Source organism: Shewanella sp. 125m-1 (assembly GCF_052977065.1).
Genome location: NZ_JBRILT010000036.1, coordinates 21,219 through 37,515 on the forward strand (window position 1 = coordinate 21,219; position 16,297 = coordinate 37,515).

The 16,297-nt window shown below is 42.4% G+C and carries 13 protein-coding genes; 7 read left to right on the plus strand and 6 right to left on the minus strand.

What is annotated here, in order from left to right; translation table 11 throughout:
• The first annotated feature begins 59 nt into the window (after positions 1 to 59).
• Together ACVBIK_RS14950 and ACVBIK_RS14955 are read left to right on the plus strand one after the other, a co-directional pair.
• Positions 60 to 962, plus strand: coding sequence for an SH3 domain-containing protein (locus ACVBIK_RS14950; RefSeq protein ID WP_447170009.1), 903 nt, complete (start codon positions 60 to 62; stop codon positions 960 to 962).
• Positions 959 to 3,280 carry a hypothetical protein gene (locus ACVBIK_RS14955; protein ID WP_447170010.1) on the plus strand — a complete coding sequence of 774 codons (2,322 nt, stop codon included), beginning with the start codon at positions 959 to 961 and terminating at the stop codon, positions 3,278 to 3,280. The genes ACVBIK_RS14950 and ACVBIK_RS14955 overlap by 4 nt, the downstream gene beginning before the upstream one ends.
• 254 nt (positions 3,281 to 3,534) lie before the next feature.
• Here the strand turns inward: ACVBIK_RS14955 and ACVBIK_RS14960 are convergent, their stop codons facing one another.
• Both ACVBIK_RS14960 and ACVBIK_RS14965 read right to left on the minus strand, forming a co-directional pair.
• Positions 3,535 to 4,386: a mechanosensitive ion channel family protein gene (locus ACVBIK_RS14960; protein ID WP_447170011.1), complete on the minus strand. Its 852-nt coding sequence runs from the start codon at positions 4,384 to 4,386 to the stop codon at positions 3,535 to 3,537.
• Between the two features lie 230 nt (positions 4,387 to 4,616).
• Positions 4,617 to 6,911: a U32 family peptidase gene (locus ACVBIK_RS14965; RefSeq protein ID WP_447163548.1), complete on the minus strand. Its 2,295-nt coding sequence runs from the start codon at positions 6,909 to 6,911 to the stop codon at positions 4,617 to 4,619.
• Between the two features lie 110 nt (positions 6,912 to 7,021).
• On the opposite strand from ACVBIK_RS14965, the gene ACVBIK_RS14970 reads away from it, so the two are divergent.
• Positions 7,022 to 7,693 carry a glutathione S-transferase gene (locus ACVBIK_RS14970; RefSeq protein ID WP_447161555.1) on the plus strand — a complete coding sequence of 224 codons (672 nt, stop codon included), beginning with the start codon at positions 7,022 to 7,024 and terminating at the stop codon, positions 7,691 to 7,693.
• Positions 7,694 to 8,051: 358 nt separating this feature from the next.
• A complete protein-coding gene (locus ACVBIK_RS14975) occupies positions 8,052 to 8,807 on the plus strand; it encodes a cytochrome b/b6 domain-containing protein (RefSeq protein WP_447170012.1) in 756 nt (251 codons plus the stop codon).
• Positions 8,808 to 8,883: 76 nt separating this feature from the next.
• Here the strand turns inward: ACVBIK_RS14975 and ACVBIK_RS14980 are convergent, their stop codons facing one another.
• Positions 8,884 to 9,735, minus strand: a complete 852-nt coding sequence (locus tag ACVBIK_RS14980; protein WP_447161557.1) for a pseudouridine synthase family protein — start codon at positions 9,733 to 9,735, stop codon at positions 8,884 to 8,886.
• Positions 9,736 to 10,062: 327 nt separating this feature from the next.
• Between ACVBIK_RS14980 and ACVBIK_RS14985 the strand changes: the two genes are divergently transcribed.
• On the plus strand, positions 10,063 to 11,784 hold the full coding sequence (locus ACVBIK_RS14985) for a phospho-sugar mutase (protein ID WP_447170013.1): 1,722 nt from the start codon (positions 10,063 to 10,065) through the stop codon (positions 11,782 to 11,784).
• Positions 11,785 to 12,251: 467 nt separating this feature from the next.
• Positions 12,252 to 12,737, plus strand: a complete 486-nt coding sequence (locus ACVBIK_RS14990; protein WP_447161559.1) for a VOC family protein — start codon at positions 12,252 to 12,254, stop codon at positions 12,735 to 12,737.
• Between the two features lie 434 nt (positions 12,738 to 13,171).
• Here the strand turns inward: ACVBIK_RS14990 and ACVBIK_RS14995 are convergent, their stop codons facing one another.
• Entirely contained in the window at positions 13,172 to 13,516 is a 345-nt protein-coding gene (locus ACVBIK_RS14995; protein ID WP_447163543.1) for a hypothetical protein, read from the minus strand.
• Positions 13,517 to 14,100: 584 nt separating this feature from the next.
• Here ACVBIK_RS14995 and ACVBIK_RS15000 point away from each other — a divergent pair.
• Complete coding sequence (locus ACVBIK_RS15000) at positions 14,101 to 15,096, plus strand: zinc transporter ZntB (protein WP_447170014.1); 996 nt, start codon at positions 14,101 to 14,103, stop codon at positions 15,094 to 15,096.
• Between the two features lie 289 nt (positions 15,097 to 15,385).
• Here the strand turns inward: ACVBIK_RS15000 and ACVBIK_RS15005 are convergent, their stop codons facing one another.
• Both ACVBIK_RS15005 and ACVBIK_RS15010 read right to left on the minus strand, forming a co-directional pair.
• Positions 15,386 to 16,123, minus strand: coding sequence for an ETEC_3214 domain-containing protein (locus ACVBIK_RS15005; protein WP_447161562.1), 738 nt, complete (start codon positions 16,121 to 16,123; stop codon positions 15,386 to 15,388).
• A gap of 2 nt (positions 16,124 to 16,125) precedes the next feature.
• Positions 16,126 to 16,296, minus strand: coding sequence for a hypothetical protein (locus tag ACVBIK_RS15010; protein ID WP_447161563.1), 171 nt, complete (start codon positions 16,294 to 16,296; stop codon positions 16,126 to 16,128).
• Position 16,297 lies beyond the last annotated feature (1 nt).

Sequence of the window (16,297 nt, forward strand, 5' to 3'; positions counted from 1 at the left end):
GATGTGGATGTTTATTAAGCGAATTTCATTTTGTGTTAAATAGCATAGAGAGTGTTGAAATGAAAAGCATATATGTAAGAAAGGGTTTAGTTGCGATAGCTTGTGCCTTTACTATTACAGGCTGTCAATCTACAGCAAATGATAACCAATCTATTGGTATGGCAACAGGTGCCATACTCGGTGGGCTTATAGGTACGCAGATTGGTGATGGCACGGGAAGAACGGTTGCAATAGCCTCTGGCGCCCTACTAGGAGGTTGGCTTGGTAGTGAAATAGCTGCAATGTTATCTCAGTCTGAACAAAAGGAATTAAATCAAACCACTGGTAAGACGCTTAATGATGTCCCCGATAACCAAACCGTCGAGTGGAAAAGCCGCGAAACAGATTCAACTGTTAAAATGACGCCTACCAATACTGAGTCAAAATCCCGCAATAGCTCACTCGTTAAGTTAAAAGAAGTTCAGGCTCCTCCAAAAATGAAACTTATCAATCAGCCTTACATATCAACCACTAGTGCAAATGTCAGAAGTGGGGCAGGCACTCAGTACCCCCTTGTTGGTGGTTTGCAACCGGGTGAGTCTTTTTATGCGGTAGGTAAAGTGGTTGGCTCCCCTTGGGTTGTTGTTGCAAAGAATAATGTCACTTTAGGTTATGTTCATCAAGATTTGGTGGCGCCGCAAAGTGCCACGCTCGTCTCGGCTACAAGCCAATCCAATAATCAGCCAGTGATAAGAGAGCAAATCACAGCGACAAATGTCGATCAAATCCAGCTGCCTGCAACCGAGTTAGATGACATAACACTGGGGGGGGAGCCGATTGTGGTCGATGTTGATGTACAAGAGGTTGCGGTGGAGTCGACCTGTCGCACCATGACCTACGAAATGGATCAAAATCAAAATGCGGCAAAGAAGGAGTCGTTTGAAGTTTGCGAAGCGACTGACGGCGCATGGGAGATCATATGATGAAACTATTTATTCGACTCATTAATTATTCACTGCTATTTAGCTTGCTGTTGGCACTATTCGCTTGTAGCAAATTTGAAATTGGGCAGCAGGTGTGGATTGATGTACAAGGTGAAGACCCAGGCCAGCGAGGTTTTGCCTATGGCCGTATCGTCAGTATTAATGGCGATTTAGCTGAAGTAAAAATTCGTAAGGCAGGAAATATTCCTTATGCTCATGAGCTAGCCGATGAGTTGCAAGCCAATGAGATTGTGTTTATCAATGTTGAGAAAATTTCTGAATATGAGAGTGGTAAAGCGAGTTACGATAAATTTGTTAGCTTAAATAAAAAGCTTAACTCTGTACTAACTAAAGTAGAGAAAAGCCTTAAAAATAATCGTTCAACTAAGCGTAATATAGAGCTTTTGAAAAAATATCAACAATTCGCAATAGATAACGGATATGTACAATATAGTAATGCGATTGAATTGCTTAAACAGTCGTTAGAGATATGGCCTGCCGATAGCAAAAAGATTAATAAATTTGTTACCTGGGGAAATGAAGCCCCTAGAATTCTTAATACATTTATAGCTAAAGACGTTGCTGCGAAGAGGGTTACATTTAATAACCAAGCCATAGGTGCTGGTATCTCCGTATTTGGTAAGCCAATCGTTGCTGCAAAGAATGCTTCAATTGATAGTCAATATAATAAAACTGTAGATCTAGCTATGGCTTTATTATTCGTTCCGATTCAAGGTTATGCGAATCTGGTCAGCCAAGAGGAGGCTTGGCAATATTATGGACAGTTTAAGGAGCAGGTCAGCGCTTTTATGCATGAAGTGGGAGGTTTTAGTCAATTAGCGGCGGATAAAGATATCGCTAATGACAAACTTATGGAGTTTGAAGATTATCTAGAGACATTTGAAGAGAAGATTGATGAGGAATGGTTAGAAGGAGTAAGAAAAGTACTCTTTAGAAAAGTTGCTGTAAATGAATTAGTAACCGAGGAAGAAGCTGAGGCCGCATTCAACAAGCTTAAAAAACAGGTTGCCAAGCTTGAACAAGAGTTGGATATGGAGATCTTAACTTTAGATGATTTAGATACGGTGTTCCTTGCCGCAGTTGATAACAATATTGAACGTAACGAGATGGTAGAAACGCAGCAACTGCAGGAGTTTGAACAAGTTCAACAACAACTGTGGTCGAGGGTCAATTTAAACAGCCTATTTAGTCAAAGCGCGGCCGATCTCGCTTATCAGAATTTATTAAAGTCATCAGAACTGCATCAAGTTGAATTTCAGCGAAAGCTCATTTCGGATGAGCAAAAACAAGCCTTGTATCAGGCGGTCGAAGATAATCAGCCACGAAAAAAAGCGGCCGAGCTTAAGTTACAGCAACAGCTAGTAGCCTCCGCCAGCAGTGCTAATTTACTGACAGATCAAGATGTTGAGCAGGCAATGTTAACCTTGCAGCCTGAAATAGATCGTAGCAACAAAATCCAAGGCTTAAAGGTTGATTCCTTAGCAATTGAGTCGGCGCTGTTAGCCCAGTTGCAAACCAATCAACTGGCGGATCGTAAACAGAATCTGTTTAAGAATAATCACAAGTGGTATGTGCGTTTATCGGGATTATTACCTGAAGCTGAACGTGCTCGTCACAACTTGTTAAAGGAAACAGAGTTATTCTGTGAGTTAACGCTTGAATCCGGCGGGCAAGGGCAATTAAGGTGCCCGCTGACGCCAATAAACTCTGCCATCACCTATGATGCATTGTGGCAGGTGGTTGTGGGCTATGTACCAGCCACAGCGAGAGTGCAGCTAGAGGTAAAAAAATTAATCGATGGACCAGAAGGCACTCCACAATTTCGTCATTCGCGCATTAATCCTGGTAAGGCATTGGTGGAGACTAATTATCAAAAAGTGGTGGGCCAATTATCTAGGCCTCGGCGTTTTAATAACTTTATTCAGTACGAGCTTAGTCTCGTGCCATTTGTAAAGGCCGCAGCAGCGGTTGAGCTTGCGGGCGCTGACAAAGCCGTGATAAAGCCGCAAGTACTGATCGCCAAAAGTACCAAGCTTGGGGTGGAGGCGTTTGCGATGGGTGACAGCCAAAGTTGGTGTAAACCGGGTATTGAAGTGGAGCTTAAGACTAAAGATGGTAATTTTTATAAAAACGGTCAGGTAAGCACTTTTGTTAAAAAACTAGGCGTGGTAATAGAGAGACAATGCGCAAGCGCTACAGAGGCTAAAGTGGTGGGAAAAGCTGAAGGGAGTAAAGTGTTATATCGTGCTAACGCCAAAAAGTCCGGCCAGTGGGTAGCCATTCCCTCTTCAAGTTAGCCATGATTTTAGGCGGAAAATATGATTAGCGGGTGGCTAAGAGATAGGATGTTAGTGACTAACCCAAAATTACGATGTCAGTCTCTCGATATCAGTTAACACCACTTTATTTTATCTAATTTCATTTTCTACAACTAGCACTAAGCCCTGTTATACAGGGCTTAGTGAGTGATAATTTTTTAGATTAGATTAGATTAGATTAGATTAGATTAGATTAGATTAGATTGGCAGTCTGTTTGTTATCATCAAACCGCTTAATAATCTTTAGGATCTTTACCAAAGGCCTCATGGTAGGCAATCATAAAATCTTCTCTGATTAACTGCTCTAAATGAACAGCCTGCTCTGTCGGGCAGAAAATCATGATATGGACATTTTGTTCGCCATTTACGCCACTATTGATATGAATATGCGGCTCAGGCCCTGGTAGGTCGACACCTGCGTGTTTTTCAATAATGCCATTATAGCGTTTAGCCACCTCATAAAAGTCTTCGCAATGTGCTTCAATTTTCTCATGGAGTTCAGGGAACAGTGGGTACAAGTTATAAAATTCCACCACAGTAATACTAAAGTCATGGTAGACATAACGCTTCATAAAGTTGAGGTTTTTCACCGCATAGCTAAAGAACATACTATTAGGCAAGGTGGCTGTTTTACCGGTGAAGTGATACTGGCCGTGGTATAGATCAATTTCTTGAATAACCGTTGCCATTAAGTTGTGCTCAATCACTTCGCCACATATTTTGCCTACTTCAATCCAGTCGCCAATCACAAACGAGCGCGAACTAGCTCTTTGAATCGAACCGGTAAAACACAAAATAATTTCTTTGGATGCCACAACAAACGCAATCGCAATCGCGGTCACCGACAGGGCAAATTTGCTGATTTCTGTCTGCCATAGCATAAACAGAATCACAAGAATTAAGATAAAAGTGCCGTTTTTAGTACGAGACATCCACTTGCGCTGAATTTCAGTGAGAAACGCCACATCACCGCGAATTTGGGAAATGATTAAGCGCTTAACAAGTGAAATTAAGACGATGACTAGGACTGTAAGTAACAGTTTATGGTTTAATAAAAAATCGACCACGAGTGTTAGATTCTCCACAAAGCCCTCTTTTGAATTTTAATTAAAGTAATAACGTTCGCTGAGTCATCACTGTAAGGCAGTGATTTATTAATACCAATCTAAAACATTATAAGCAAAATTATCGTGTTATGGCGATAGCCTGACTTAAACAAGCGGTTTTTATAGCTTAAGATCATACTAATGCTTTCTATCACTTAAATGATAACGCCGCCAATACCCCTCATGCGAAGGGATTGACGTTTTGGTTATTATAAACCGTTGTGATACTGGCTCACTGTTGATTGCGGCACCATGCGATTAAGGGTGTCGACGACTTGAGGTTCGCCCTGCAATAGTTGCTCAAACTGCTCGATGAGCGCCACTTTATCGGGGGCGGTTTTATCACCTAAACCGATATTGGTTAGATCAATCATAAAGCCATCAAATAGATGAGCAAGATCATTGATGATCTCAATATTCAAAAACTGATCTTGATTGTAAATGCTTGGATAGCCAGCTTTTTGCTTATCAATCGCAAAATTATCACCTTTAAGATTGGTAATGCTTGTCGATTTATCGCATGACAACATACAGCCATTATCGATACGGGGCTTTTCACAACCAACACTCTGTTGGAAAAAACACTGCCTACTGGCCATCAATAGAATAGGGTGGTAAATGCTGTAGAACATTTTAAAATTGGCAGGACGAGCAATGTGTTTTATCTGCTGCAGGTTTATCTCATTTGAGACAAAGGCACCACTACAATCAAACTGCTCCTGTAATGCAAGTAACGCATAGGAGTTAGTCGTGTTTAAAAACGGCCCTGCAATCCACTTAATACCTAGCTCGTATGCTCGGTAGGCAATACCGGTATTATTGGTCACAATCAGTGCCGGTTTGACTTGCTCTAATAGGTTGATAGCCACATCAAAGTCTTTACCAATTAGTACCGATGGGAACCAAGGGATGAGCCGTGGGTTAGCTTTTAAGAAATCAACATATTGAGTGCAACCCCGCTTGTAAGCATCAGGAAGCTTAAAGTAAATGTCTGCGTCGGTGGCATCAAGTAGCGCAGTATCGGCCTCATCACAGATTAATATCGACAGTTTTGCTTGTTGGCTAGGTATTGGCTTTGGATGATTAACCAGTTTAGGCAGTTCAACTGTGGGCAATACTGGCGTTTCATGGTTGAGTTGAAATTGTATCTGTTTTTTAAGCACGCTCAGTTCTTTAAACGGGATACTTAACCCTGTCGCTAAGTCGTCGATATTGAGTAGTTGCAGATTAAATTCGGCATTGTTTAAACTTTTAAAACGTTTCTCAATGGCGCTGCTATCGATACACGCATCGTCACTGTTAACCAGTAAGCTACGTGATTGCACCACAAAATGTTTTGCCTCAAGCTGGGTTTGTCCCACAACAAAGTCTTTGGTGCTAACCCTAATTGATAGGGGGCTACCGAGCTTGCCTGCAAAGGCGAGCGTTAGCGGTAGCTTCTCAATGCTTAAGTGCTTTATCTTATCGGTCACGCTTGCCTGGATCTGGCTTTTCTCTACTTGCAGTGCTTGCTCAGCATCGTGGATCTGCACCACCGAGATGGATTGACTGCCATTGTTAGTTAACTTGTCTTTTAGATGGTTTTTCGAGTGATCACGAGGATTATCGATAAACATCGATTGGTTTAAATCGCCTTTTAAGAAGGCGTTAGTCAAATCTCGATTAAATACTTTATAAAGGCGTTCGCCATCTTCGAGTAGCTCACCTGTGGCTAAGTAGCCGTCTATTTGTTTTCGGAAGCTATCAATGACGGTATGGACGTAACTCGCGCCTTTGATGCGTCCTTCAACCTTAAATGAATGCACTCCGGCTTCGATTAAGGCGGGGAGATCGAAAAATGCCGAGTTATCTTTTATGTTTAGCGGGAAATTATTGCCCGATGGCGTGGTTTGATATTCTTCACGGCATGCTTGACTGCATCGACCGCGATTGCCTGAGTTACCGACACTTGCAGACGTGGAATAACATAGCCCTGAGAAAGCAATACATAAAGAACCGTGTACAAACACCTCAGTGGTAATGTCGTGCTCACGACCGGTTGCAGTGAGCGCCGTGATCTCACGTAAGTTAAGTTCTCTTGATAAGTTTACCCGTGATGCACCAAGCTTTTTAAGAAAAGGCAGTTGGCCAGCATTATGGGTGGTTAACTGCGTGGATGCATGGATTGCTAAGCTCGGGAAATGCTTGGTAAGCAGATGGAACATACCGATATCTTGTACGATAACGCCATCTAAGGTGGTATTAACCAGACGACTTAATAGCTTAGCGAGAGACTTAAACTCTTGCTCTAAGATAACAATATTTAACGTGAGAAATATTTCACATTGGTATTGGTGTGCAAGTCGAATAATGCCAACCAGTTCTTCAAAGGAAATATTAGCGGCGCGGTTACGGGCATTAAACGTATCTAAGCCACAGTAGACTGCATCGGCTCCTGCAATAATGGCCGCTTTTATCGCATCGACATCACCGCCCGGTGCTAATAATTCAATTTTCGGATCCATGGTTACCACTTGTTGTCATAAATTTAGAGGGGATGTTACCCGTATATTTTGCGAATGAATATCGTTAAAGTAAATTATTCGCATTTGCTAATGGAGCTCTGCAAGTCACAATGGATAAAAGCATACAATTACCCGTACTCTACTCGTTAAGAAATTGCCCATACGCAATGCGTGCAAGATTGGCTATCTATGCCTCGAGGCAGCAGGTTGAATTACGGGATCTCGTCTTAAGTAATAAGCCGCTTGAACTTCTTCAAGCATCACCTAAAGGCACGGTGCCGGTTTTGGTACAAGCAGATGGTAAGGTTATCGAACAGAGCCTAGAGGTGATGCTGTGGGCATTAACCTTAAGTGATCCAGATGACCATCTCGATAACGCAGATCCACAAGCATTAGATGAGATGCTCGCGCTTATCACGGTTTTTGATACAGAGTTTAAAGTTTGCTTGGAAAAGTATCGTTGCTCAAAACGCTACCATGAAGCCTCTCTTATTGAAGATAGAGAGGCCTGTGAAACCTATTTAAAGGGGCTTGAACAACGATTAACCCAACACAAATATTTAATCTCAGATAGCCCCAGTTTGGTTGATTTAGCCTTGTTACCTTTTATACGTCAGTTTGCTCGGGTCGAGCGGCAATGGTATCGGCAATCACCTTATCCCAACTTGAGGGATTGGCTTAATAGTTATTTACAAAGTCGAATGTTTAGCAAAGTAATGACTCAGCATCCATTATGGCTAGAAACAGGTGAAGGGATAGTGTTTAGTGCTAATGATTTGTAATACGATTCAACACATTAGATCCAAAGTAAATGTTTAAGAGCCTGTTGTTGCTTATTAACGAATATTAACTGAAACTTAAATCTGTTGAGTTATAATGAGTGCCTAACATTAATGAAGCTATTAATGTAGCCATCAAAGTGAGCTCTTAAGTGAGTCTCAAAGTCAGTATTAGGGCTGAGGTATATTCAGACCTTACGCTTGGCTTCTCGCGTTTGCCATCAATTAGCAAAAGTTTTGTGATGTGATTGCACTTATGGCGCCGCTCAAATATGTACGCGCGATGTTTAACACAGGTTAGCACAGGTTAGATGGGTAAACCTTTTAGCAGTATTCCTTTACGCAATATAGAACTGAAATAATGAGTGATGAATTTATGACGGGCAAAGAGAACAGCGAACAGAGCAAGTGGGTTAAATATGTCGTTTGGGACAAGTCGGTTAGGATTTTCCATTGGATTAACCTTATTTTGGTAACCAGCTTAATGTTTGTTGGCTTGATTATGTTATTTAAGTCAGAACTTGGGATTACGGGTCTAGCTGCAAAAATAAAACTCAAAGAGTTGCATATCATTATTGGTTACCTATTTGCGGTCAATCTAACGATTCGGTTGCTATTTGGTGTTATTGGCAGTCGCTATACAAAGTTCGCCCATATGCTGCCTAGCCTTAAGCAGAGCCGTGACTATCGAAATGCGTTAAAAGCGGGAGAAAATCCACAATATCTGGGTCATAACCCGTTGGGTAAATTAGCTGTTGCAGCAATATTTGTGTTGTTAATTGTGATTATGGCGACAGGATTATTCCGCGCGGGGACAGATGTGTATTACCCGCCATTAGGTGGGACGGTTGCTGAGTATTTAGCACAAGATGGTGTCGCACCTGACTCACTCAAACCCTATGATGACACTGGGGTTAATCAAGAGAAAGTCGCACAGTTAAAGCCCTATAAAAGTATTGTAGGTAAGGTGCACCTTTATGGTTCATATTTACTCATGCTATTGATATTTATTCATATAGTCGGTGTCGTCATCGCAGAGTTACGCCATCAGCCAGGAATTGTCTCAGCGATGTTCTCTGGTAAAAAGTACCTTAAAGACAAACCTGTTGACGAGTAAGCTAGATAGTTTATGAGCTAACATTTAATAAGAAGCCCGCATATAGCGGGCTTTTTTATGCTCGGTCTACAACTTGCTATTTTCGCTGCGATTGAAACTCAGGGCGATAGCTTTGCGGCAGTTCAAATACTTTGTGCTCAGCACTCATTGGGCAGATAAAGCTTAAATGGCAAGAGGTGAGCTGTAGGTTAGGTGTGAGTTCGCTGCCATTGCCGTGTTGCCGATCACCGACCACTGGGTGACCAATACTTGCCATATGGATGCGAATTTGGTGCTTACGTCCAGACTCAATCTTTACCTGTACTTTCGACTGATTAAGCTCGCTGTTGTATTCAAGACGATGAGCGTGTGACAGCGCTGACTTATTATCAACATCGGTGTCGATTGTGACCTTGCCATCGGGGAACTTGCCCTCAACAATCACTTGATAAAATTTATCCAGTGCACGGGTCTCAAATAGATTAGCAATCGCAGCGGTGACTTTTTTGCTATGGCCTAAGACTATCAATCCGGTGGCGGCGAGATCCAATCGATGGATGATGTAAGCGCTTCTGGCAGGTTCAAGGTGAGTTTCAGCAAAGCGATTAATGGTGGTGTGGTCGCTCCATTTAGAACCTTGGCAGCGCATGCCAAAAGGCTTATACCAAATACTGTATTGCCCCTCATCGAACAGCAACTCTGCATCATTGACCTTTTCATCTAACACTGCTTGGTTGTAATAGAGGTGGATTTGATCACCGACCTTTAATGCTTTTTTCGCGCGGCGAAGGCGATTGGTTTGCTTACCATGACTATGCCAAACCGCGCCTTTTTGCATTGCTTGCTTAATAATTTGCTTGGATAAGCCCGTATCTTCTGCGAGCAGGGTAGCAGCATCAATTTCGCTGGACTGGACTTTGATATGGGTTTCTATTTTTAACGGGCTCATGATTAACAGTTCGCAACAGGGTGTTATTTAGCAAGCTGGTAATTTTACACGATTATCGAATCACTTTCTTATACTGATTGGTTTATGCTGCTTAAAACTTAATATCGCGGTGGGCAAGCGAGCTTGATTAGACAAAAAGAGAGGGTGGTTAATGACTCAAGAGGATCTTAAGCCTTTGGCTATTTGTGATGAAAACTTAATGCAAATTGTCTTGTTCAAGTGAGCTGCTAGGCTTAGTGTTTAATTAACGTAAATTGATGCAATGGAAATCAAATAGATTGCCTTGTTTGATCCCCGTGCCAGTGTAAATAGCAAATGGAGTGAGTGATGGATACGCAATTATCATTAAGAGTAAAACATTGGATGGCCAGTGACCCAGACCCATTGATGCGACAAGAGCTGCAAGCTTTGCTGGACTCAGATGATAGCGCAGAACTTGAGGCGCGCTTTGCTGGTCGACTCGCCTTTGGTACTGCGGGATTGCGTGGCGTGGTTGGCGCTGGTCCGACTCGAATGAATCGCTTGGTGGTGCAGCAAACTTCAGCAGGACTTGGCGCATACCTTAAAGCGCAAATTAGCGATGTTGCGACTCGCGGCGTGGTTATTGGTTATGACGGTCGTCACGACTCAAAGCAGTTTGCCCATGACACAGCCAGTGTATTGGCTGCTCTGGGCATAAAGGTCTACCTCACTGCCAATGTAGCCGCAACGCCGCTGGTGGCCTTTGGTGTTCTGCACCTTGGCACCGCAGCTGGCATCGTGGTGACGGCGAGTCATAATCCGCCGCAATACAATGGTTATAAAGTGTATTGGGGTAATGGCGCGCAGATCATTCCGCCCCATGACAGTGGTATTGCTGCCTATATTGATAAGGCTGCTACCGTGGCCATTCCATTGCTCGACCTTAAGATCGCAAAAGCTGCTGGTCAGCTTATCATGCTTGAAGATGACTTTTATTATGCTTATCGCCAGGGCGTGAGTTTAGCCCCAGTGCTGCAAAATAATACTCAACCTGAATTGGTCAGTATGGCGTATACCGCCATGCATGGTGTGGGTAACGAGATGGCACTCGATGTATTAAAAGATGCAGGGTTCACGCAAGTGTATTCGGTTGCCGAGCAGGCAGAGCCTGATGGTGATTTCCCTACGGTAAACTTTCCTAACCCTGAAGAGAAAGGGGCGATGGATATGGTGATTGCTGAGGCTAAAAAGCACAATGCCATGCTTGCCTGTGCAAACGATCCTGATGCTGACCGTTTTGCCGTCGCAGTCCGAACGGCTTCTGGTGATTATCAGATGCTAACGGGCGATCAGGTCGGTGTGCTATTTGGCCATTATCTGTTAACTCACGCTAGTGACAATCACCATTTAACTTGCACTACGATTGTATCATCGAGTTTATTATCAAAGGTTGCCCAGAGTCTAAATGGCACTTGCCTAACGACACTGACAGGATTTAAGTGGCTAACCAATGTGGGCATGAGTGAAGAGACTGACGATAACCGCTTTGTGTTTGCTTACGAAGAAGCGCTCGGTTACACCGTAGGCTCTATGGTGTGGGACAAAGACGGTTTGTCGGCAATCGTTGCGTTTGCGCAGTTAACCGCAGAACTTGCCAGCCAAGGACAAACCATTTGGGATCGGCTAGAAACGATCTACCGTGAACATGGCTTCCACCTTAATGCTCAAGTGAGTATTGCGTTAAAGCCAACAACGCCCAATATCGGCGCTTACCTTAGAGAGCATCCTCCAGTAGAGATTGCAGGCCATAAGGTGATATCGACTGATGATATTAGCCTAGGTAAACGCTTCTTTTCTGATGGGAGCGAGGAAGATATTGCGCTTCCAGCAAGCGATGTGCTGATTTATCGCCTGCAAAATGGCTCGCGGGTGATTGTAAGGCCTTCAGGTACCGAGCCTAAAATTAAGTGTTATTACGAGGTTGTTGAGTCTATGAGTGCTGAAGACACCTTGGTGAGTGCTCAGCAACGCGCGCAGGTAGAAATGACGCGCTTTATTGAGGCGCATCAGGCGGCGCTGCCTAAGTAAACTTATTTTACTGCTGAGTTGATGCTAGCAATTAATATTTAGCACTTAGTGAGACGGTATCTAGCACTTAGCTCTTAGAACTTAATATTGAACACGTAACTTTGAACACAAGCAGTTAGCTGCTCACAGTAAGCCTTGAGGGAGAGTGAACCTCCCTTAGGGCTAACTAACTAACTAGGTCCCACCTCTACCACTGCCGTTATATCAGTGGCTGTCCTCGCTATCAAATCGCCTAATCTTTTCTAGTAAGGGAGTAGTGTCACTTATGACTACGATCTAGGAACTGATAAAAAGGCTGCTGTCGCTGCACGTGTAATGAATTGATGATAGCTAATGGTTATTGATTTAATGATAACAGGTGATTATGAATTTAATAACTATTGATAATTTTTATTAATGCTTCATGCGCCATATACTCACTTCATCGAAACAAGTTATGAATTAAATATTAGTCTTTGGAGATAATTATGAAAATGAATCATGTCGGTATCATGGTAGGCAATATGGACAAAGCGGTTGAGTTTTATACTAAAGCTTTAGGTCTTGAAGTCGTCATGGGCAACACGCAAGTAGAAGAAGAGCGTGAAACTGCAATTGGTAGAATGTGTGTTGCTGTTTTTGGTGAAGGTTTTAAAGGGTTTAATATTGCTCACTTAGTCACGGCAGACGGTATTGGTTTTGAACTGTTTGAAATGAAACAGCGCCAAGAGCGTCACCTGGTGGATTTTTCTCGGATTGGTATTTTCCATTTTTGTCTACAAACGGATGACTTTCACGGCGTGATAGAACGTACTGAAAAGTTTGGTGGCAAAGTCCGAATGGATATTATGCGTTATCATCCAGAAGATGATAGCAAGCAAGCTAAGATGGTGTATTTAGAAGATCCATTTGGGAACCTATTTGAGCTTTACTCCCATACTTACCAAGAGACTTACTCTTCTGAATATGAGTAACTGATTTTATTGGTAATTATAAAAGGGCAGACCAAGTGTCCAATGCCGGTAAGTTAATGAAGTTAGTCTGAGAAAATTTGATGACTTAGAAAGATAAGAATGAACCACCTAGGGGACAAAGAGCACAAAGAGCACGAAGAAAGCGACCAAGAGCTTTTGCTTTTCTTCGTGCCCTCAGTGTAGCAAACGAAGTGAGCGCTTCGTGGTTTATCGCTTTTAAAGCCAAGAACCCAGTTTGTGCAGGGTTCTTAGTTTTTTGTTTATTAATCAAGTTTTGGCTTAATTTACCAGCATTGAGACCAAGTGTCGGCCTTTTTTGTTAGCAATATTTGAGTTGCAGTGAAGGCTACTTAGGGCTGCGTTTGGGCCGTTACTGCTGTAGGTACACCGCAGTTGATCGAACCATGGTGATTATTGATCTGCAGAGGCCATTTTTATGGGATATTTATTTGATTAAATAAAGCGACTTGCTGTTTTAGCGCTTGTGCTTTGAGTTCTGTCAGTACTATGGTTAAACCACCTATGGCAGTCATGCTAAATAGCAGCGCTTGTTGCCAGCCCGATAAAGAGATTTGTGCAAAAAAAAACTGCGAAGCATAACTAACAGCGTTTCTAAGATCTTGGGTATTCACGATAAACCTATTTTTGGCTATGTCATGTTCGATATAGATGGGGGTCGCCAATCCACCAAGTTTTACTTTGAGCTTGCTGTCTTGCTGTTCGACTCGATAGCCTAGTGCTAATAGCTCACTTTTTAAATTACCTTTTAAATCCGTCATCCTTGCTCCCTTAACCCTTATCTATCCTTGATGTGTCTGATTTATGCAATCGTTGACAGTTTCTATCTTTGCTCATATTTAACAAAAGGTTGAAGCGTAATAAGCTGGGAGTCAATTGAGCATTTTTCAATGACTTTTATGCAATGGGCAAGCTACGCAAGAACGGCTAATTCTCGGCTTAGTTCATTCTAGACTTAATCCATTCTCGATTTAGCTAACTGTTGATTTAATAAACGATTTATTTAACTCATTATCGATTTGGTTAACTATCGATTTTACTAGCATGGTCTGATAGTCAATGCATGAGTATCAATGCATGAGTATCAATGCATGAGTATCAATGCATGAGTATCAATGCATGAGTATCAATGTATGAGTATCAATGCATAAGTATCAATGCATAAGTATCAATGCATGAGGGTAAATACGTTAGCGCAAGCAATTGAATATTGGGTGTTACTTGATAGGATTGATATATCATGCTTTAACTAATAAATGTTATGGCAGAGCAACTAGACTTATTTTGGTGCAAGCTTTCGATAATCAAAATATTTAGTTTAGTTTTTTATTTGGAATTTAATAATATGCTGCAGATGATTGATTCTGAAAAAGAACCAAAGGGTTTGATCCACGCATTAAAGCTGGATGGCAAGGGCGGGGCGACCACCATTGCTTGGCGGGAAGTCTTAGACGTTACCCCGAGTCAAGAACATCTTTGGCTGCATTTTGATTATGATGAACCTGAAGCACAGCAATGGATTAAAGACTGCAGTGGTTTAAATGAAGTTGCTGTCGATGGACTCTTAAGTGAAGGTAATCGACCTCACGTGCTCACTCGTGGCGAAAATCTGCTCATTATATTACGCGGTGTAAATCTTAATCCTGGAGCTGAACCTGAGGATATGGTTTCTGTAAGAATATGGACTAATGGCCGCGTATTGATCAGTACTCGAAAGCGAATTTTATTATCCACCGGAGATTTGACTAGCGACTTAGCAGAACATGTTGGCCCAAAGGATATCGCTGCATTGTTAGTTAGTTGGATAGAGCGCATAGTGAGGAGAACGACCGATACAGTCGATCTACTCGAAGATGATTTGTTGACGGTTGAGGATGAATTGTTTTTAGGCGAGCCTAAAGATATCCGTAGTGCGCTATTACGAGTGCGCAAACAAAGTATAGGGATCCGGCGTTATATTGCTCCACAGCGAGAAGCCCTGAATCGCTTGATTTCTGAGCCGTTAAGCTGGCTCAATGAGTTGGATCGGCTTAACCTTCGGAGCATTGCAGAGCGTCAGATCCGTCATATTGAGGATATTGATGCGGTAAAGGAGCGAGCCAGTATGGCTCATGATGAATTGGCAAGTAAAGTTGCTGATGATTTGAATCAGCGCAGTTACGTGTTAACGATTGTCGCTGCGGTTTTTTTACCCTTAGGCTTTTTTACCGGTTTGATGGGCATCAACGTTGGCGGAATGCCCGGTGTGGAGTATAAGTTGGCATTTTGGATTGTAGTCGGGATGTGCACTGGTATTATGGGGCTGCTCTTGGGCTTGTTTTACTGGCGTAAGTGGCTTTAATTCTAAGAATAAATCCAACCTGGAAATCATGTTAAGTTCAAGGTTGGATATTGCCAGCTAACCAGATCGCGACTGAATTAATCGTTAACTGTTGTTAGCTTTTTCCTAATGTTAACTTTTTTACAAGGTTAGCTTTGTGCTAGTGAGAGCAGTTGAGTCAATCTAATATAGAACATTTTTGTAATCTAATCCGAGATTCATCTTGGACAGGTTACGAGCTGAAAATTGGGCCTTTGTCAGTCACAGTGAAGAACTGAGTTAGTCCCAATTTTCAGGAGATTTAATAGGGTTATGGATTGATGAGGCGGAATTCAGATTGAGTTAAAATAGCTTCCTCCAAAGCGCCTAGCCCCAAGGTGCTATAGCCGTAGAAGTTGGGCGTAAATTGCTCTCTCACCGCGATGGCCGGAGCTGAGATATTTTCACCCAGTAGCATACCGTCGACCAATTTAGCTAAGGTCGCTCTTTTTTCGGCGTTCAATGTGGTATTGAGTTCACTATAGCCACTCACGGAAGAGTAAAGATTACTGAAATCACCGCTGGTATTCTCTTCTATATAATAAGTAATTGTTTTAGATAGCGTTGCCCGAATGTCATTCACCGATTCTTGCTGACTAAAAGAGGTAGTCAGAAGATCATGGCCTCCGGCAGAGACCAGAGTGTCGGCACTAAAACCTGCTTCAGGGAACACTAGGTAAGCAGAAATAGCGCCATCTTTACTGATGGCTGATAGAATAAATCGGTCATCTCGATAGTATTTGATCACATCCCCATTGTAAGTATGTTTGATATACACGGGAGCACCTAAATTCTCTTCAAGAATATCGGACGAGGCTCGGATATAAATTTTGTCCAGCTTATCTTGCGAAGGAATATCGGTAAATTTGGACAATGAAAAATCATAGATTTTAACCAGGGCGTCAGTGGTGTCATTAAAGCCACCAAGGGCAATGGCAACCAAGGACACTAGGGCAATAATTCTAGCCAGTTTTCCTTGAGTTTCTGCTGTGTTGTCGTTAGTGTTCATTTCTACTCGTTAATATCTTTTAGCTTGTCTAACACGTTGTCTTTACCATCTTCAACGGCTTCTTCGATCTGATCTATTGTATCCTGACCGAGCAGGTCGATGATCTCGTCATTGTATTGCACACCGATATAGATCCCAATGGCTATCAATATCATGGGGATAGATTTAAGCATA

Coding starts and splice junctions, on each gene's coding strand:
- ACVBIK_RS14950 (WP_447170009.1), top strand. CDS start 60: ATGAAAAGCATATATGTAAGAAAGGGTTTAGTTGCGATAGCTTGTGCC.
- ACVBIK_RS14955 (WP_447170010.1), top strand. CDS start 959: ATGATGAAACTATTTATTCGACTCATTAATTATTCACTGCTATTTAGC.
- ACVBIK_RS14965 (WP_447163548.1), bottom strand. CDS start 6,911: ATGGATCCGAAAATTGAATTATTAGCACCGGGCGGTGATGTCGATGCG.
- ACVBIK_RS14970 (WP_447161555.1), top strand. CDS start 7,022: ATGGATAAAAGCATACAATTACCCGTACTCTACTCGTTAAGAAATTGC.
- ACVBIK_RS14975 (WP_447170012.1), top strand. CDS start 8,052: ATGAGTGATGAATTTATGACGGGCAAAGAGAACAGCGAACAGAGCAAG.
- ACVBIK_RS14980 (WP_447161557.1), bottom strand. CDS start 9,735: ATGAGCCCGTTAAAAATAGAAACCCATATCAAAGTCCAGTCCAGCGAA.
- ACVBIK_RS14985 (WP_447170013.1), top strand. CDS start 10,063: ATGGATACGCAATTATCATTAAGAGTAAAACATTGGATGGCCAGTGAC.
- ACVBIK_RS14990 (WP_447161559.1), top strand. CDS start 12,252: ATGAAAATGAATCATGTCGGTATCATGGTAGGCAATATGGACAAAGCG.
- ACVBIK_RS14995 (WP_447163543.1), bottom strand. CDS start 13,516: ATGACGGATTTAAAAGGTAATTTAAAAAGTGAGCTATTAGCACTAGGC.
- ACVBIK_RS15000 (WP_447170014.1), top strand. CDS start 14,101: ATGCTGCAGATGATTGATTCTGAAAAAGAACCAAAGGGTTTGATCCAC.
- ACVBIK_RS15005 (WP_447161562.1), bottom strand. CDS start 16,123: ATGAACACTAACGACAACACAGCAGAAACTCAAGGAAAACTGGCTAGA.
- ACVBIK_RS15010 (WP_447161563.1), bottom strand. CDS start 16,296: ATGCTTAAATCTATCCCCATGATATTGATAGCCATTGGGATCTATATC.